General features: G+C 60.5%; 12 protein-coding genes. 6 read left to right on the top strand and 6 right to left on the bottom strand.

The annotated features are described in order from the left end of the window. Positions 1-438 precede the first annotated feature (438 nt). Complete coding sequence (locus tag M9827_RS15130) at positions 439-1,623, bottom strand: thiolase family protein (protein WP_250606014.1); 1,185 nt, start codon at positions 1,621-1,623, stop codon at positions 439-441. 102 nt (positions 1,624-1,725) lie between these two features. Continuing rightward, positions 1,726-3,240 (bottom strand): polyphosphate:AMP phosphotransferase, encoded by a 1,515-nt coding sequence (pap, locus tag M9827_RS15125; protein WP_250606013.1) that lies wholly within the window; start codon positions 3,238-3,240, stop codon positions 1,726-1,728. Between the two features lie 172 nt (positions 3,241-3,412). On the opposite strand from pap, the gene mnmC reads away from it, so the two are divergent. Further along, entirely contained in the window at positions 3,413-5,392 is a 1,980-nt protein-coding gene (gene mnmC / locus M9827_RS15120) for a bifunctional tRNA (5-methylaminomethyl-2-thiouridine)(34)-methyltransferase MnmC2/FAD-dependent 5-carboxymethylaminomethyl-2-thiouridine(34) oxidoreductase MnmC1 (RefSeq protein WP_250606012.1), read from the top strand. Positions 5,393-5,396: 4 nt separating this feature from the next. Here the strand turns inward: mnmC and M9827_RS15115 are convergent, their stop codons facing one another. Then, the gene (locus M9827_RS15115; protein ID WP_250606011.1) at positions 5,397-10,280 is read right to left on the bottom strand and encodes an NEL-type E3 ubiquitin ligase domain-containing protein; all 4,884 of its coding nucleotides are present in this window, start codon (positions 10,278-10,280) and stop codon (positions 5,397-5,399) included. A 388-nt stretch (positions 10,281-10,668) separates the two neighbouring features. Between M9827_RS15115 and M9827_RS15110 the strand changes: the two genes are divergently transcribed. The 4 genes from M9827_RS15110 (at position 10,669) to M9827_RS15095 (ending at position 15,979) form a co-directional block, all read left to right on the top strand. Then, complete coding sequence (locus tag M9827_RS15110) at positions 10,669-12,441, top strand: N-acetylglutaminylglutamine amidotransferase (protein ID WP_250606010.1); 1,773 nt, start codon at positions 10,669-10,671, stop codon at positions 12,439-12,441. 3 nt (positions 12,442-12,444) lie between these two features. Beyond that, the gene (gene ngg, locus M9827_RS15105; protein ID WP_250606009.1) at positions 12,445-14,193 is read left to right on the top strand and encodes an N-acetylglutaminylglutamine synthetase; all 1,749 of its coding nucleotides are present in this window, start codon (positions 12,445-12,447) and stop codon (positions 14,191-14,193) included. Positions 14,194-14,359: 166 nt separating this feature from the next. After that, on the top strand, positions 14,360-15,550 hold the full coding sequence (locus tag M9827_RS15100) for an osmoprotectant NAGGN system M42 family peptidase (protein WP_250606008.1): 1,191 nt from the start codon (positions 14,360-14,362) through the stop codon (positions 15,548-15,550). A 201-nt stretch (positions 15,551-15,751) separates the two neighbouring features. Next, on the top strand, positions 15,752-15,979 hold the full coding sequence (locus M9827_RS15095; protein ID WP_003172962.1) for a YheU family protein: 228 nt from the start codon (positions 15,752-15,754) through the stop codon (positions 15,977-15,979). A gap of 5 nt (positions 15,980-15,984) precedes the next feature. Here M9827_RS15095 and csrA read toward each other — a convergent pair whose 3' ends face one another. The 3 genes from csrA to M9827_RS15080 all read right to left on the bottom strand — a co-directional run bounded on the left by csrA (position 15,985) and on the right by M9827_RS15080 (position 17,517). Then, the gene (csrA, locus tag M9827_RS15090; protein WP_250606007.1) at positions 15,985-16,170 is read right to left on the bottom strand and encodes a carbon storage regulator CsrA; all 186 of its coding nucleotides are present in this window, start codon (positions 16,168-16,170) and stop codon (positions 15,985-15,987) included. A 135-nt stretch (positions 16,171-16,305) separates the two neighbouring features. After that, positions 16,306-16,638 (bottom strand): YnfA family protein, encoded by a 333-nt coding sequence (locus tag M9827_RS15085; protein WP_250606006.1) that lies wholly within the window; start codon positions 16,636-16,638, stop codon positions 16,306-16,308. 63 nt (positions 16,639-16,701) lie between these two features. Then, positions 16,702-17,517: an SDR family oxidoreductase gene (locus M9827_RS15080; RefSeq protein WP_250606005.1), complete on the bottom strand. Its 816-nt coding sequence runs from the start codon at positions 17,515-17,517 to the stop codon at positions 16,702-16,704. 323 nt (positions 17,518-17,840) lie between these two features. On the opposite strand from M9827_RS15080, the gene M9827_RS15075 reads away from it, so the two are divergent. Continuing rightward, positions 17,841-17,999, top strand: coding sequence for a DUF3309 family protein (locus M9827_RS15075; RefSeq protein ID WP_169432680.1), 159 nt, complete (start codon positions 17,841-17,843; stop codon positions 17,997-17,999). Positions 18,000-18,020 lie beyond the last annotated feature (21 nt).

Below are 18,020 nucleotides of genomic sequence, written 5' to 3'. Positions count from 1 at the left end.
TGTTGATCCAATCGCTGGCAAGCCAGCTCCCACAGGATTGGTGGCGTACACAGATTTTGCTCACGTTCCGAAACCTGTGGGAGAAGGCTGAGCAGGAAATAAAGGCTTATATCGCGCGGATGCAGCTTCTAGATTCCAACCGCTAAGCGGTGTTGATCCAATCGCTGGCAAGCCAGCTCCCACAGCATTGGTGGCGTACACAGATTTTGCTCACGTTCCGAAACCTGTGGGAGAAGGCTGAGCTGGAGATAAAAGCTTATATCGCGCGGATGCAGCTGCAGGATTCCAACCGCTAAGTGGTGGTGATCCAATCGCTGGCAAGCCAGCTCCCACAGGATTGGTGGCGTACACAGATTTTGCTTACGCTACGAAACCTGTGGCCTGTGGGAGCTGGCTTGCCAGCGATGACAATTGCACAAGCGCCGGACATCTCCTTAATTAACGCACCGCCTCAAACAACCCCGTCGCGCCCATCCCGCCGCCCACGCACATGGTGACGATGCCATAGCGCAGATTACGCCGCTGCAGCTCACGCACCAGATGCCCGACCTGCCGCGATCCGGTCATACCGAACGGGTGCCCAATGGAAATCGAGCCGCCATTGACGTTGTATTTCTCGTTGTCGATCTCTAGCCGATCCCGGCTGTACAGGCACTGCGACGCGAACGCCTCGTTCAGCTCCCACAGATCGATATCCGCCACTTGCAAGCCCTTCGCCTTGAGCAGTTTCGGCACCGAAAATACCGGGCCGATACCCATCTCGTCAGGCTCGCAACCGGCCACGGTGAAACCGCGGAAAAACGCTTTCGGCTTGAGGCCCAGTTGCAAGGCTTTCTCCAGGCTCATCACCAGCGTCATCGACGCACCGTCGGACAGTTGCGACGAGTTGCCCGCCGTCACCGAGCCATCCTCGGCAAAAACCGGTTTCAAACCGGCGAGGCTGTCATAGGTGGTGTCCGGGCGGTTGCAGTCGTCGCGATCAACTACACCGTCGAGAACCTGCACTTCGCCGGTGTTTTTGTCCTCGACGCGATACTTCACCGCCATCGGCACGATTTCATCGTTGAACAGCCCGGCAGCCTGTGCCTGGGCGGTGCGAATCTGGCTCTGCAATGAATAGCGATCCTGCGCTTCCCGGCTCACGCCATAACGCCGCGCGACCACTTCGGCGGTCTGACCCATCGTGTAATAGATGCCCGGCGTCTGTTGTTTGAGCAGCGGGTTGATCAGGTGATCGGTGTTGACGCTTTTCATCGTCAGGCTGATCGACTCGACACCGCCGGCCACGATGATGTCGCTGCAACCCGAGGCGATCTGGTTGGCGGCAATCGCAATCGCCTGCAAACCTGACGAGCAGAAACGGTTGAGAGTCATGCCGGCGGTGCCGGTGCCCAGGCGCGACAGCACCGCGACGTTGCGGCCGATGTTGTAGCCCTGCGCGCCTTCGTTGGAGCCAGCGCCGACGATGCAGTCTTCAACGCTGGCGGGGTCGATGTCATTGCGCTCAAGCAGCGCATTGACGCAATGGGCCGCCATGTCATCCGGACGGGTCTGGTTGAACTTGCCGCGAAAGGATTTGGCCAGGCCAGTCCGTACGCTGTCGACGATCACCACTTCACGCATGGCATACCTCATTGTTGTTGTCGGTTGAGAGTGGACCGAGCATAAGTCCACCTCATTACCGACCGCGACAATCATTCACCCCGCGTATGCGGGTCCATCGGTTCAGTCCTTGTGTTTTTTTGCGCGCTTGTCGGATTTCTCGAAGGCCTCCTCCAGTGCACGGTTGATCGTGCGCAACACCTTCACCCGGGCCCAGCGTTTGTCATTGGCCTCGATCAGCGTCCATGGCGAGATCTCCGAGCTGGTGCGGTCGACCATATCGCCGACGGCAGCGCGATAGGCGTCCCACTTGTCGCGGTTGCGCCAGTCGTCTTCGGTGATCTTGAAGCGTTTGAAGGGGATCGCTTCACGCGCCTGGAAACGCTCCATCTGCGTGTCTTTATCAATCGCCAGCCAGAACTTGACGACGATCACCCCGGCGTCGGCCAGTTGCTCTTCGAAATCGTTGATCTCGCCGTAGGCGCGCAGCCAGTCGGCCGGCGCGCAAAAACCCTCGACCCGCTCTACCAGCACCCGGCCGTACCAGGACCGGTCGAACACGGTGAACTTGCCGCGCGCCGGAATGTGCCGCCAGAAGCGCCACAAGTAAGGTTGCGCCCGCTCTTCTTCAGTCGGCGCGGCAATCGGCACGATGTTGTATTGGCGCGGATCGAGCGCCGCCGCGACCCGGCGGATCGCCCCGCCCTTGCCAGCGGCATCGTTGCCTTCGAACACCGCCACCAACGCGTGGCGGCGCATGCGTTTATCGCGCATCAGCCCGGACAAGCGCGCCTGCTCGGTGATCAGTTGTTCTTCGTAATCTTTCTTCTCCAGGCGCTGGCTCAGGTCGAGGCTGTCGAGCAGGTTCAAGTGATCGACCGGCGTGCCCAACGGCGCGGCGCTGACATCGTGTGGATACACGTCCGGGCGTTTCAGCGCATTCTGCAAACCCTCGAGGAGAATCTTGCCAACCGCCAGACTGCGGTAGTTGGCGTCGGCGCCTTCGATCACATGCCACGGCGCGTAATCACGACTGGTACGGCGCAACACGCGCTCGCCGTATTTGACGAATTTGTCGTAGGTCTGCGATTGCTGCCAGTCCAGCGGGCTGATGCGCCAGCTGTGCAACGGGTCATCGGCCAGCGCCTTGAGCCGCGCCTTCATCTGTTTCTTGGACAGGTGAAACCAGAACTTGAAGATCAGCGCGCCTTCATCGCAGAGCATCTTTTCCAGACGCTCGGCACCGGCAATCGCCTGATCCAGACGCGGATCCTTGAACAAGCCATGCACCCGCCCCTGCAGCATTTGGCTGTACCAGTTACCAAAGAAAATGCCCATGCGCCCCTTGGCCGGAAGCATTCGCCAGTAGCGCCACGCTGGCGGCCGCGACAACTCTTCATCGGTCTGCTGATCGAAGGTGCGCACCTCGATCAGGCGCGGGTCCATCCACTCGTTGAGCAATTTGACCGTCTCGCCCTTGCCCGCGCCTTCTATGCCGTTGATCAGGATGATCACCGGGAAACGCTTCTGCTGCTGCAATTCGAACTGAGCTTCGAGCAAGGCTTCACGCAATGCCGGGACGGCCGCATCAAAGGTGTCTTTGTCGATGGCGTGACCGATTTCAGCGGATTCAAACATGGGACGGCTCCTTCCAGGATTCAGCAAGACTAGCGGATTGGGCACAGCAGCGGCGCAGAAATTCCCGCGGGTGGCGGATTGTCCGTGAGTCACCGCACACAAGCCTTGCCATGGATCAAGCAGCCCCTGCGCGATCGGCTAGAATGGCGGCCTTGTCGTTGCCGAGCCTGCCATGAAACCTGTATTGCCCCACGCCCAACTCGACTGGGATGACCACGGACACCCGCGCTCGCGAGTCTTCGATGACGTGTATTTTTCCGACCAGTCGGGGCTGGAAGAAACCCGTTATGTGTTCCTCGAACAGAACCGCCTGGCCGAGCGTTTTGCCGCGCTGCCGGCGAGTGGGCGACTGGTCATCGGCGAAACCGGTTTTGGCACCGGACTGAATTTTCTCTGTGCCTGGCAGTTGTTCGAGCAACACGCCGTGGCGGGTGCGCGCCTGCATTTCGTCAGCGTCGAAAAATACCCGCTGAGCCCTGCCGACCTGAAACGTGCGTTGGCCCTGTGGCCGGAACTCAAGCCGCTGGCCGATCAATTGCTGACGCATTACGTGGCTATCCACACTGGTTTTCAGCGCATCACCCTGGCCAACGGCCGCGTGACGCTGACGCTGTTGATCGGCGATGCACTGGAGCAGTTACCGCAGCTCGACGCGCAGATTGACGCGTGGTTTCTCGACGGCTTCGCCCCGGCGAAAAACCCCGACATGTGGACCGCTGAACTGTTTGTCGAATTGGCGCGACTGGCAGCGCCCGGCTCGACCATCAGCACCTTCACCAGCACCGGTTGGGTACGGCGTCTGCTCAATGCCGCCGGGTTCAAAATGAAGCGCACGCCGGGCATTGGTCACAAGTGGGAAATCCTCCGGGGCGAATTTCTCGGCTGGCCGGCGGAAGTTGCCCCGCCAGTGCCGGACAAGCCGTGGTTCGCGCGTCCTGCGCCGATCGCCACTGAGCGGCGTGCGCTGGTGATCGGTGCCGGTCTGGCCGGATGTGCCACGGCGTCCAGTCTGGCCGCACGCGGCTGGCAGGTCACTTTGCTGGAGCGCCATGAAACCGTGGCGCAAGAAGCCTCGGGCAACCCGCAGGGCGTGCTGTACCTGAAATTGTCTGCCCACGGCACGGCGTTGTCGCAACTGATCGTCAGCGGTTTCGGTTACACCCGGCGCCTGCTGGAAACCCTGCAACGCGGCACCGACTGGGACGATTGCGGCGTGTTGCAACTGGCGTTCAATGCCAAGGAAGCCGAGCGTCACGCGCAATTGGCCGAAGCTTTCCCGCAAGACCTGTTGCAGTGGCTTGATCAGCCCGAGGCGCAGACCCGGGCCGGGGTCGGCGTGGCCCATGGCGGTTTGTATTATCCCGAAGGCGGTTGGGTGCATCCGCCGGCGTTGTGTCAGGCGCAAGCGGCGCAACCGAAGATCGAACTGCTCAACCATTGCCAAGCGCTGCAACTGCGCAAAGTCGATGACCAGTGGCAAGCCCTCGACGGTGAGCGCTTGCTCGCCAGCGCGCCGGTCGTGGTGCTGGCCGGTGCCGCCGACATCAAATGTTTTGCACAGAGCGCCGAATTGCCGCTCAAGCGCATTCGCGGGCAGATCACCCGTCTGGCCGAAACCGCAGAAAGCCAGGCGCTGGCCACGGTGGTCTGCGCCGAAGGCTACGTCGCCCCTGCCCGTCTGGGCGAACACACCCTCGGCGCCAGTTTCGATTTCAACAGCGATGACCTGACCCCGACCATAGCGGAACACGTGGGTAATCTGGCAATGCTCGAAGAGATTTCCAGCGACCTGGTCACACGCCTGCACATCAGCGAACAGCCTGTCGAAAACCTGCAGGGCCGCGCAGCCTTTCGCTGCACCAGCCCTGACTATTTGCCGATTGTCGGACCGCTCGCCGACCGCGAAGCGTTCCTCGACACCTACTCGGTGCTGAGCAAAGACGCCCGCCAAGTGCCGGACATCGCCTGCCCTTGGCTGGACGGTTTATACGTCAACAGCGGCCACGGTTCGCGTGGATTGATCACCGCGCCGCTGTCAGGCGAACTGCTTGCCGCGTGGCTGGACAACGAGCCGCTGCCGCTGCCACGCAGTGTCGCCGAAGCCTGTCACCCCAACCGCTTTGCGTTACGTCGGTTGATTCGCGGCAAGTGATCGCTCACACCTCGGGCAGCACACAAAGGCCCAGATCCACCTGGCGGATGGCATCGTTGGTCAGACGCCGGGTGATCGCCGCTTCCGCCTGTTCCCGTTCGAGCTTGATGGCGTCCATCTGGCTCAGGTAGTCGGCCGAACTGAGCTTGGTCGCCTCTTCGAATACAGCATTGAGCTTTGGCGAATAGATTGCGTCAACCCTGGCGAACTGGCGGGCAAATGTACGCTTCAGATAATCGCTCCAGAACGACTGGCGCTGCATGAATTCAAGCCATGCGGAGGACAACTCAGCCGTTGTGATCTGACTCTTGGCAACGTCCAGATCTGCCTCGGTAACCCCCGCCAAAGACCCGAAACGCATGTTGCGCGGCTGGCCCGGCAGGTCCAGGGCGTCGGCCAGTCCGATGCGAAAAGCGAGGCTGACCTCCAGCGGATCGGTTTTCAGATCCCTGGCTGCATATTCCCGGGCTATCCGGTTCAGTTGTTCGAGGCGAAACAGACCGCGCCCCAGTTCGAGTAACGGCTTGGCAGTGGGGATCTGGCCATCGGCGAGGTTAGTCACTTTGTCGACTTCCACGGCCACTTCAAGATGGCTGAAATTGACCGCTGCGTTGTCTGTGCAATGGATTGGATTGGCGGACAGCTCCAGCAACTGGTCACACAGACTGGCATCGCCATGCGCCGCCTCCAGCACCGACCACACCCGGCGCTGCATGTCCGCGTTGATCTTCTCCGAGTCAGCGGTGTTGCCCAACTCCGCCAGCAGGCGAAACAGCCCCTCCGCGCGTGGTTCCTCCTTGAACGCTGTCCAGATCCGGTTGCGTCGCTCCCAGTTCGCGCCAGCACCTTGCTCGAACCAGAGCTCGCGCGCCGATTGCTCGTCCAGGCGCGCCTGATCGTCGGCCAGAAAGCCCATGCCGATACCGACATTGCCAAGGTAGTTTTCCAGATGCGTTTGACTGGCTGGCGACAGCGGATTGCCGCGTAAGTTGAGCACCTGACTGAAACGCCGCGTGGTCTTGAACAGCCACTGGGGCAGGTCCCTGATCTGGTTTCGACGCAAATCCACCCATTCCAGATTCACCGGATACGCAAGCCCGCCGGGCAACTCGGTAAGGCCGGTTTCGGCCAGTTGCAGACGTTTGAGGTCGAACATCTTGCCAACATTCGGCGTGGCGCCCAGCGGATTGCCGTTCAGGTCCAGGTACTTCAACGTGCGCAAACCGCTCAGCTTCGCCAGCGTCGCCTCGGTCAAGCGGATCTGGTTACCGGCCAGGCTCAGCCGGGTCAGGTTGGGCATGTGTGACAACACCTCGGGCAGGCGGGTCATGTGGTTGCCGCCCAGTTCCAGTGTCTTGAGCTGCTTGAACGACTTGAGGAAATAAACCATGTCGTCACCTTGCTGCATGTTCTTCATCGACAAGTCGTGGATGTGCTCGAAATTCAGCCCCGGCGGTAGCGTCGGCAACGGGCCGACGTGTATGCCGTCCAGGTTCAGTGCGTAAATCACTTTGCCGCCAGTGCCCTTGCGCCAGAAAAGCCGGCGAAACCCGCCCTCGATTTGCTCGGCCACGGCTTTGCGGCTGTAGCGCACCTCCTGCAATTCTTTACGCGCCGCCGCCCTCGCGACTTTATCGTCGGCGTGTGCCGAGTCCACTTGAGCCAGCTTGTCAGCCAGCGCTTTCATGGCGGTTTGATCTTCACTCCAGGTGCGCAGCGCTTCCCGCAGGTTCTGCAGATCCTGGCGCAACGCTTTGACCCGAGTCGCGCGACTCAGCGGGTCATGGCCCAACTGATCGATCAGCTCAATGGCCTGTGGCTCGCTCAAACGTGGATAGAGTTTTTTCATCTTGCGCAGCAAGGCCCGTGGATGGGCGGTGGCAGGCGGCTGATTGCCCTGAACGCAGTCCGCTTCAATGACCGGCGGCTTACGGCCGGTGAGAATCCGCCCACTCTCCTCATGTGCCTGCACTGCCGTGTCGAGCAGTTTTTTGCGTAAGCGAGCTGCGTCGGCATCCACCGGTTCAGAAAAACCAACTGCGACCCGCTGGCGCGCTGGCAGCGCTTTGAGCACCGCTTGATACAGACTGTCTGGCCCGGCGGCCACCCGGCCACGCAACTTACCGTCACCGTCAAACACTTCATAGCCAGTGCTTGATTTGACCAGCGTGCCGGTATGCAAAGGGGCCGCGGTTTCATCGCCGATAGCTTCCAGTATCGGACCGGTCAGCGACTTTTCGCGCACGGTCAGCCGTATACGCGCATCCCAGCCACTCAAGCGAGGCAGCAGCTGAATCGCCAGTTTTTCCGTATCGGCGTTGGCGATCGACGGCAGGTGAAACCCGGTCAGCGCGCGATCCAGGCGCAGGTTGCCCAAGGCCACAGCGACCTTTTGCGCGAGCCTCAGCGGCACTCGTCCGGTTGTGCGCAACTGTACGCGCTCGACAGTTGGCGCTTGGTCGATCAGGGTTTGGCCCAGACGTGTCGGTATGTCCGGATAGACTTGGCGCAATTTCCCCACGTCGTCGAGGTCACTCTGGTCATATCGCTGATACATGCGTTCGAACGTAGCGCGATGATCAGCCTTGAGCGCAGCACCAAGTTTTTTCGCCAGTGTGGGGCCTTCGAGATTGCGCGCGGTTTTGCCACCCAGCAATGCGTCGACTTCGCGCTGATACAGGCCGTCGATCACGGTTTGCAGCAGTTTTCCATCAGCCAGGTGATCAGTGCTGACCACCACCCTCAGGGTTTCGCCCGGCGTGCGCTTGGCGGGATAGGTCGCGGTGATCGCACCCTCGCCATCGGTGACTTCGATGTAATGATCCGTCGGCCAGCCGGGCAATGTCGGCAGCCCGTGCAACTGCTCTTCGACCGGTTGGCCGGCAGGGGTTTCGCCGCGTTCAAGCGCACTGACCAGGCCGCGCAGCTGCCTTTCAAGCCGGGCACGCTCGATGACGTCGCGCATTCGGGCCGGCAGCGGCAGGTTGTCGGCAAAAGCGCGATGCACCTGTTCATGTGAAGTAGCGCTGAGCTGGCGAAAGGTGTCCAGCTCCAGATCGCCGAACTCACTCAGGCGCGGGTCCATGCGTTTGAGGGTATAACCCATGCTGCCCCAAGCGTCGGCATCCTCGTGGGGCATTCGCCAGCCACCCTCGACATGCTGCTGCAGTGTGGGGGCATACGCTTGCGGCCGCGCGGGATGCTCAAGACGCCAACCAGTGGCCGCAGAGTCGTACGGACCGGAAAGGATCCGGTTGTCGACACGACCGACATGCTTGTCACCGACCGGATAAAGCTCCGTAGCCCCCTCCTCCAGGGTCACGCCGGCTGGCAGTCGATGCTCAAAGGGCGCCAGATCAGGGTTCCACAGGCGCGCTTGGCCCGCCCGATTGCGGATGGCCGTGAATTGTGAAAAAAAATCCGGGTGCGAACGCAACAGCTTTCTGCCGAGCGCGCCCAACGCTTTTTGTCCCCCGGCAAACGCCGCCATCCCCGCGATGTTTTCCACCACACTGAACAGGTGCGACAGCGCTTGCTGGTGATCGCCACGGCGCCAATCCTCGACGCCTTCATAGACCTCGCCGAGCAGTTGTCCCACGGCAACGCCCATCATCAATTGCCCGAGCACCGGCACAAAGAGCCCGGCCACCGAGGCCACGGTCACGCCCAGTTCGAGGAAATCCAGCAGTCTTTTGCGGCGCGCGTCCTCCTCGATATCGTCGGTCGGTACCGCCAGTTTGCGCGCGTCGAGCTGCAGCTTGCCGACGTGGCTCTGCACCATGAACTCGAACAGCGCCACGCTGATCGGCCACTGCCGGATGTGCCCCAGATCGGCGCTCTCGGCGAGGGTCTTGAAGAAGTCGGCCCTGGCGTCCTGATCCAGGCTGTTGGCAAAAAAGCCTTGGTAGCTTTTCACCTGCAATTGCTGCGCAAGGTGTCGCTGGAACGCGGTGAAACTCGAGTATTCATACAAGGGGCGCTCGGGTTCGCCGGGCATGTAGACCATGCACCATTGATTCGGGTACAGCTCCACCGAACGGACGGAAAACACCACCACGCCCCAGACGCAGCTGTCGAGCACTTCAATGCCCTGCATGATCAATGCGCGTTTGCCGTACTTCAGCGTTTTCTCTGACACACTGCCGTCGGCGTCGAGCAAGCCCTGTACCGTTTGCAAACCTGCCGCAGTGATATGCCCTTTGAGCGCCGCCAACTGTGCGTCCAGTTGCAGTTCATGCTTTTTCATCGCGGCGACGTCGCGGGTCATGGGGCTGGTCGCCACGACCTTGCCGTCATCTTCCCTGAGCCCGAACACCGCCTGGAAATGCGCCTGATACTGTTTGCCCAGATCCAGCTTGCGGCACAGCTTTGCGAACGCCGCCGGGGTCAATCCGTCGACGCCGGCCGCAGCACTCTTGATCCGCACCACACTGCCGTCGGGGAACCCGTCAGCCTCCTCCTCGCCAGCGCTGAAGTTCTGCATCGCCGCCTGCAACAGCGTTTGCGTAGCGTTTTCGACGGTTTCGATACCGGCTTGATCGACAGACGCCGGTTCGCAGCCACAATCGGCCCCCGGCACACTCAGCAGGTCCTGCTCGACGTTGTAAACCGCCGGCCATTTGAGGTTCAGGGCCTCCGTGAGCTTGTCGATGCAAAACGCCGACAAGGGTTTCAGCGCGGCCAGGTCTTTCTCGACAGTCTCTTGCAAAGTAATCAGGTCGCGCGAAGCCTGATCGAGCACGGCCAGCGTGGCGGGAGAGGCCTTGAGCAAATAAGCCGGCAGATTTTTTTGCAAGACTTCGGCGGTATCGAGGTCGCCCGTGGCGTCGAGCAGCGTGCTCAGGATCGCCTCTGGGGTGAGCTGTTTTTTCGGTGCTTCGATTGCCATCTGCAATAGTCCTTTATTGCGGGATCGGACCATTGACCTTATCGCTGCGCCGCCAGGCTCAACAACTCGAAAACCTGATCAAAACCCGGCAAAGCAACCAGTTTTCTCATCATTCAGATAACGTGTTACCGCCTTTTGCCAAAGGGCGGTACAGGGTTATACGACCCGATCAAAAAACCTTCACGGAACACCCTTGATCAAGAACAACTCATGTGTGCCACCACCACCGGAGCCTGCAAACGTTTCATGTTCTGTGATGACCTGCCAGCCGCCTTATAACTTATCGTTCTAAAACTCCACTTACCGACACGGGTCAGTTTCTGAGTACCCGCCCTTCTGGCGAGGTATGCCTTGACCCCTCCCCAACGGAAAAACCGGTAAGGACTTTATGTGCGGATTAGCTGGCGAGTTACGTTTTGATCAACAACCTGCAGACCTTGCAGCGATCGAGAGAATCACCCATCACCTGGCCCCTCGCGGCCCCGACGCGTGGGGTTTCCATGCCCAAGGGCCGATTGCCCTGGGCCACCGTCGCCTGAAAATCATGGACCTGTCGGACGGCTCGGCGCAGCCGATGATCGACAGCCAGTTGGGCTTGTCCCTGGCCTTCAACGGCGCGATCTACAACTTCCCGGAATTGCGTGCCGAACTTGAAGCGCTGGGCTATGCCTTCTACTCCGGTGGCGACACCGAAGTGCTGCTCAAGGGCTACCACGCTTGGGGCGAAGCCCTGCTGCCGAAGCTCAACGGCATGTTCGCTTTTGCCATTTGGGAACGTGACGCCAAACGCCTGTTCATCGCTCGCGACCGTCTCGGCGTGAAGCCGCTGTACCTATCGCGCACCGGCCAGCGCCTACGCTTTGCCTCGGCGTTGCCGGCGCTGCTCAAGGGCGGTGACATCAACCCGATCCTCGATCCGGTGGCGCTCAATCACTACCTGAATTTCCATGCGGTGGTCCCGGCACCGCGCACTCTGCTGGCCGGCATCGAAAAACTGCCACCGGCGACCTGGATGCGCGTTGAAGCCGATGGCACCACCGAGCAGAAAACCTGGTGGACTCTGCCCTACGGCCCACACGACGACGAGAAAAACCTGACGCTGGACGACTGGGTCGACCGCGTCCTCGACAGCACCCGCGAAGCGGTGGCGATTCGTCAACGGGCCGCCGTGGATGTCGGTGTACTGCTCTCCGGCGGTGTCGATTCGAGCATGCTCGTCGGTCTGTTGCGTGAAGTCGGCGTCGACAACCTTTCGACCTTTTCCATCGGTTTTCAGGATGCCGGTGGCGAACGCGGTGACGAGTTTCAGTATTCCGATCTGATCGCCAAGCACTACGGCACTCAGCATCATCAACTGCGCATCGACGAGAAAGAAATCATCGAGCAACTGCCCGCCGCATTCCGCGCGATGAGCGAGCCGATGGTCAGCCATGACTGCATCGCCTTCTACCTGCTGTCGCGCGAAGTGGCCAAGCACTGCAAGGTTGTGCAGAGCGGTCAGGGTGCTGACGAATTGTTCGCCGGTTATCACTGGTACCCGCAAGTCGACGGCGCGGCCGATCCGTACGCGGCGTATCGCAATGCGTTTTTCGACCGCAGCTACGACGACTACGCCGCCACCGTGCAGCCGAAATGGCTGACCGCGAACGATGCAGCCGGTGACTTCGTGAAAGAACACTTCGCCCAACCCGGCGCCGATGCCGCAGTGGACAAAGCCTTGCGTCTGGACAGCACGGTGATGCTGGTCGATGACCCGGTCAAACGCGTCGACAACATGACCATGGCCTGGGGCCTGGAGGCGCGCACGCCGTTTCTTGACTATCGACTGGTGGAACTCTCGGCCCGCGTACCGGGCCAATTCAAGCTGCCTGACGGCGGCAAACAAGTGCTGAAAGAAGCCGCGCGTCGAGTGATTCCAAGTGAAGTGATCGACCGCAAAAAAGGCTACTTCCCGGTGCCGGGCCTCAAGCACTTGCAGGGCGACACGCTGAACTGGGTACGCGAACTGCTGCTCGATCCAAGTCAGGATCGCGGCCTGTTCAACCCGGCCATGCTCGACAAATTGCTGACCGATCCGCAAGGCCAACTGACGCCGTTGCGTGGTTCGAAACTGTGGCAACTGGCTGCCCTGAACCTGTGGCTCAGTGAACAAGGAATCTGATTGATGAAACCCCACGCCACGGCCATCAACCAACGCCTGCTACGCGGTCAGACACCGTCCTATGAACGCTTGCAGGCGCGCCTGGCCGAAGACGGCAGCACGCTGGCCGCCGACCCGATTGCCGTCCATTGCGGCTGGGGCCGGTTGCTGATCGGCCACACGTTTCCCGACCCGGCATCGCTGGCGCAGGAACTGCTCAAGGAGCAGCCCGGCGAGCGCGACATCGCGTTGTACGTCGCTGCGCCGCAGCAGATTCTCGGCCTGGAACCGACGCAACTGTTTCTCGACCCGTCCGATACCCTGCGCCTGTGGTTCAGCGATTACCGGCAAGCCACCCGCGTGTTTCGCGGCTTTCGTATCCGCCGCGCACAGAGCGAGGCGGACTGGCAGGCGATCAATCAGTTGTACCAGGCACGCGGCATGCTGCCGATCGATGCCACGCGCCTGACCCCGCACCATCAGGGCGGCCCGGTGTACTGGCTGGCCGAGGATGAAGACAGCGGCGCGGTGATCGGCAGCGTCATGGGCCTGAACCATCAAAAGGCTTTCAACGACCCGGAAAACGGCAGCAGCTTGTGGTGCCTGGCAGTTGATCCGCAATGCTCGCGCCCGGGTGTTGGTGAAGTGCTGGTGCGGCACCTGATCGAGCACTTCATGAGTCGCGGCCTGAGCTATCTCGACCTGTCGGTGTTGCACGACAACCGTCAGGCGAAAAACCTTTACGCCAAGCTCGGCTTTCGCAATCTGTCGACCTTCGCCATCAAGCGCAAGAACGGCATCAATCAACCGCTGTTTCTCGGCCCGGGGCCGGAGGCGCAGTTCAATCCCTATGCGCGAATCATCGTTGAAGAAGCCCATCGACGCGGCATCGATGTGCAGGTGGATGACGCCGATGCCGGGCTGTTCACCCTCAGCCATGGCGGACGCCGCGTGCGTTGCCGCGAATCGTTGAGCGACCTGACCAGCGCGATCAGCATGAGCCTGTGCCAGGACAAAAGCCTGACACACAAAGTGCTGAAAGGCGCCGGGTTGAACCTGCCCTCGCAGCAACTGGCCGGCAATGCCGACGACAACCTGGCCTTCCTCGACGAGCACCAACGGGTGGTGGTCAAGCCGCTCGACGGTGAGCAGGGCCAAGGCGTGGCGGTGGATTTGCAGAGCATTGAAGAAGTGCAGCAGGCCATCGAAACGGCGAAGCAATTTGATAGCCGCGTACTGCTGGAAAGCTTCCACGAAGGGCTTGATCTGCGGATTCTGGTGATTGGCTTTGAGGTAGTGGCCGCGGCGATTCGCAAACCGGCGGAAGTGGTCGGCGATGGCCAGCATTCGGTGGGCGCGTTGATCGAGGCGCAGAGCCGTCGGCGGCAAGCGGCCACCAGCGGCGAAAGCAAGATCCCGCTGGATCACGAAACCCAGCGCACCCTGCATGCGGCAGGTTACGACTACAGCAGTATTTTGCCGGCCGGCGAGCACCTGTTTGTGCGGCGTACGGCGAATCTGCACACCGGCGGCACGCTGGAAGACGTCACCGCAATCCTGCACCCGACGCTGGTCGATGCAGCGGTACGGGCGGCGCGGGCGCTGGATATTCCGATGGTCGGTCTCGATTTGATGGTGCCGGCGGCGGATCAGCCCGAGTACGTGTTTATCGAGGCCAACGAACGTGCCGGTCTGGCCAACCATGAGCCGCAGCCGACGGCGGAGCGGTTTGTCGATTTGTTGTTTCCGCACAGTCAGCCGGTTGTCTCTTGATTCTCTAGAGACTGAACCGACGCCATCGCTGGCAAGCCAGCTCCCACAAGTTTTGCGGTACACACAAAAACGGTGGGAGCTGGCTTGCCAGCGATGAGGCCCGATCAAGCAACACAAAACTTTCCTCATCGAAACCATCGGTGTGCTCAACCCATCAGGAGTTTCCATGACCACGCAAATCCCCGAACCGGATCTCAACTACCTGCAAAAAGTCTTGCTGGAAATGCTCGCCATTCCCAGCCCCACCGGGTTCACCGACACCATCGTGCGTTACGTCGCCGAGCGTCTGGAAGAACTCGGCATCCCCTTTGAAATGACCCGGCGCGGCACCATTCGCGCCACGCTCAAGGGCAAAAAGAACAGCCCCGACCGCGCGGTCTCGGCGCACCTCGACACCATCGGCGCGGCGGTCCGTGCGATCAAGGACAACGGGCGCCTGACCCTCGCCCCGGTCGGCTGCTGGTCGAGCCGTTTTGCCGAAGGCAGCCGCGTCAGCCTGTTCACCGACAACGGCGTGATTCGCGGCAGTGTCTTGCCGTTGATGGCCTCCGGGCATGCCTTCAACACTGCCGTCGATGAAATGCCGATCAGTTGGGATCATGTTGAACTGCGTCTGGACGCCTACTGTGCGACCAAGGCTGACTGCGACTCGCTGGGCATCAGCATCGGTGACGTGGTCGCCTTCGATCCGCTGCCGGAGTTCACCGAAAGCGGCCACATCAGCGCCCGCCACCTCGATGACAAGGCCGGGGTTGCGGCGCTGCTCGCGGCACTCAAAGCCATCGTCGACAGCGGCCAGGAACTGATGATCGATTGCCATCCGCTGTTCACCATCACCGAAGAAACCGGCAGCGGCGCGGCGGCAGCATTGCCGTGGGACGTCAGCGAATTCGTCGGCATCGACATCGCCCCCGTTGCGCCAGGGCAGCACTCCAGTGAACACGCGGTGAGTGTGGCGATGCAGGATTCCGGCGGCCCTTACGACTATCACCTGTCACGACATTTGCTGCGTCTGGCCGGTGAACACGAACTGCCGGTGCGCCGCGACCTGTTCCGTTATTACTTCAGCGATGCGCATTCGGCGGTGACCGCCGGCCACGATATCCGCACCGCCCTGCTCGCCTTTGGCTGCGATGCGACCCATGGTTATGAACGCACACACATCGACAGCCTGGCGGCACTCAGTCGCTTGCTGGGGGCTTACATCTTGAGTCCGCCGGTGTTCGCCAGCGATGCGGCGCCGGCGAATGCCTCGCTCGATCGCTTCAGTCATCAGATTGAACATGACACGCAAATGGAGAGTGATACGCGGGTGCCGTCGGTGGACAGTCTGGTGGGGCAGCGTTCCGACAGTTGATCCGGGTTTTGTAATAACAGGACTGGCCCCATCGCTGGCAAGCCAGCTCCCACAGTATTGGGGTGCCACACAACATTTGTGTGCACCGTCGATACTTGTGGGAGCTGGCTTGCCAGCGATGGGGTCGGCACAGGCGATACAAAACTGGCAGGCAGACCGCAATCGCCGTAGCATCGCGCCATTGATTCAGCCGAGGTGCCCATGCTCATTCCCCACGACGCTCTTGAAGTCGACACCCTTACTCGCCTGATCGAGGATTTCGTCACCCGCGACGGGACCGACAACGGCGATGACACGCCGCTGGAAACCCGCGTGCTACGCGTGCGTCAGGCACTGACCAAAGGCCAGGCGCTGATCGTCTTCGACCCGGAAAGCGAGCAGTGCCAGTTGATGCTCAAGCACGACGTGCCCAAGCACCTGTTCGATTGAACGCCTCAGCGCCGCTTTTCGGTGCCCTGCTTGCGCTTGATCCGGTCATAGACCTCAGAGCGATGCACATTGACCTTTTGCGGGGCTTCGACGCCAAAGCGCACGCTGGAACCGTTCACCGACAGCACGCGCAGGGAAATGTCGTCGCCGATTGAAATCAACTCACCAACGACACGGCTGAGTACAAGCATGAGATTCGTCCTTCAGGGTTAGCCAACCCTGAAGATGCGCGGCTTGCTGCGGCTCCACAATGCGCGCCGAGCAAATCAGTTTTGCCTTACACCCTTGTTCGCGCAGAGCCGTCAGACGTTTCCCACAAACAGCCTTTAGGCAGCTGAAAAGCGTGGCCCGAACAGAATCACGCTGGCGCCGATTACGCACAGCGCCACGCCGATCCAGTCCGAACCCAACGGCCGCACGCGCTCGACCACCATCAGCCAGCCAATCGAAGCGACGATGTAGATCCCGCCGTACGCGGCATAGGCTCGCCCGGCATAGCTGGCCTCAACACGGGTCAGCAACAGGGCGAACAGGGTCAGGCTGAGCAGCGCAGGGATCACCCACAAAGCACTTTTGCCTTGGCGCAGCCACATGAAAAAGCCGAAACAACCGGCAATTTCAAACAGCGCCGCGAGGAAAAACCACAAGTAATTGAGCATTGATGTGTCTCGACAGGGTGACCATTGCGGCCACCCTAACGACGCCGTCTGCAACGGGCAAGGTCAGCCGTTGTTCTGTTTGGCTTTGGCGCGCATTTTTTCCGCCATTGAGGTCATTTCGTTGTAGAGCAGCTGCGGGTTCTTCTGCTTGATGGCCCAGGCCATGCGCCCTTGTTCGTGGGGCAGGATCATGAACTCGCCAGCGGCAACTTGCTGATAGATGTAGTCAGCGATGTCCGCCGCGGTAATCGGCGAACTTTCCAGCAACTTGCCGACCTGGGCTTTCATCGCCGGGGTCGGGCCACGGAACGAATCGAGCAAGTTGGTCTGAAAGAACGACGGGCACACCACATGCACGCCGACTTCCTGCTGCGCCAGTTCGATCAGCAGGCTTTCCGACAGGGCTACCACGCCGGCCTTGGCCACGTTGTAGTTGCTCATCGCCGGGCCTTGCATCAGTGCTGCCATGGAGGCGATGTTGATGATTTTGCCTTTGCTTTGTTCAAGAAGCGGCAGGAACGCCTTGCAACCCTTGACCACGCCCATCAGGTTGATCGCGATCTGCCAGTCCCAGTCTTCCAGCGACAGTTCACTGAAGAAACCACCCGAGGCCACACCGGCGTTGTTGACAATGATGTCGATGCCGCCGAGCTTTTCTTCGCAGGCCTGAGCGAACGCGGTGAGCTGGCTGTAATCACGCACATCGCAGCGCTGGGTAAAACCGTCGCCACCGGCCTCGCGGACCATTTTCAGGGTTTCCTGCAGGCTGGGTTCACTGACATCGGACAAGGCCAGTTGCCAGCCTTCACGCGCCCAGCGCAGCGCGATTTCGCGACCCAGGCCCGAGCCCGCACCAGTGATCATCATGCGATTTTGCATAGCAGACAGCCTTGTTGTTCCGGGGAAGATGCGCGGAGTGTAGCGAAGGATCGACGCGCGCCCACGCTCCATCAGATTGCTGAATGGAGGATCAAAAGGCCGCAGCCTGCGGCAGCTTCTGCACGCGTTCAATGTAGGAGCTGCCGCAGGCTGCGATCTTTTGATCTTGCGCTTTAAAAGAAATAAGCGAGCAATCCAAATACATTAAAAAAACATTGAATTTTCTTTCATGCGCACCGGTCGGAATTTATAAGCCGTCTGGAATTACTTAGTCTCCAGTCGCCCTTGAATACCAAGACTTCTCGAACACTATCAACAAGGAAATCGACATGGGCACAATTCTAATCATTATCCTGATCCTGTTGCTGATCGGTGGTCTGCCGGTCTTCCCGCACTCCAGAAGTTGGGGTTATGGTCCTTCGGGCATTATCGGCGTGGTGTTGGTAGTACTGTTGGTGCTGCTGTTGCTCGGTCGGATATAACGATTCAAATGCAAAAAAAAG

This window comes from Pseudomonas sp. AKS31, assembly GCF_023634765.1.
In the GTDB taxonomy this organism is placed as follows: domain Bacteria; phylum Pseudomonadota; class Gammaproteobacteria; order Pseudomonadales; family Pseudomonadaceae; genus Aquipseudomonas.
Note: the sequence above shows the minus strand (reverse complement) of the source record. Positions and strands in the feature narration are given on the sequence as shown.

Excerpts from the sequence above, each read along its gene's own strand:
- M9827_RS15130 (WP_250606014.1), bottom strand. The coding sequence starts at position 1,623 with ATGCGTGAAGTGGTGATCGTCGACAGCGTACGGACTGGCCTGGCCAAA.
- pap (WP_250606013.1), bottom strand. The coding sequence starts at position 3,240 with ATGTTTGAATCCGCTGAAATCGGTCACGCCATCGACAAAGACACCTTT.
- mnmC (WP_250606012.1), top strand. The coding sequence starts at position 3,413 with ATGAAACCTGTATTGCCCCACGCCCAACTCGACTGGGATGACCACGGA.
- M9827_RS15115 (WP_250606011.1), bottom strand. The coding sequence starts at position 10,280 with ATGGCAATCGAAGCACCGAAAAAACAGCTCACCCCAGAGGCGATCCTG.
- M9827_RS15110 (WP_250606010.1), top strand. The coding sequence starts at position 10,669 with ATGTGCGGATTAGCTGGCGAGTTACGTTTTGATCAACAACCTGCAGAC.
- ngg (WP_250606009.1), top strand. The coding sequence starts at position 12,445 with ATGAAACCCCACGCCACGGCCATCAACCAACGCCTGCTACGCGGTCAG.
- M9827_RS15100 (WP_250606008.1), top strand. The coding sequence starts at position 14,360 with ATGACCACGCAAATCCCCGAACCGGATCTCAACTACCTGCAAAAAGTC.
- M9827_RS15095 (WP_003172962.1), top strand. The coding sequence starts at position 15,752 with ATGCTCATTCCCCACGACGCTCTTGAAGTCGACACCCTTACTCGCCTG.
- csrA (WP_250606007.1), bottom strand. The coding sequence starts at position 16,170 with ATGCTTGTACTCAGCCGTGTCGTTGGTGAGTTGATTTCAATCGGCGAC.
- M9827_RS15085 (WP_250606006.1), bottom strand. The coding sequence starts at position 16,638 with ATGCTCAATTACTTGTGGTTTTTCCTCGCGGCGCTGTTTGAAATTGCC.
- M9827_RS15080 (WP_250606005.1), bottom strand. The coding sequence starts at position 17,517 with ATGCAAAATCGCATGATGATCACTGGTGCGGGCTCGGGCCTGGGTCGC.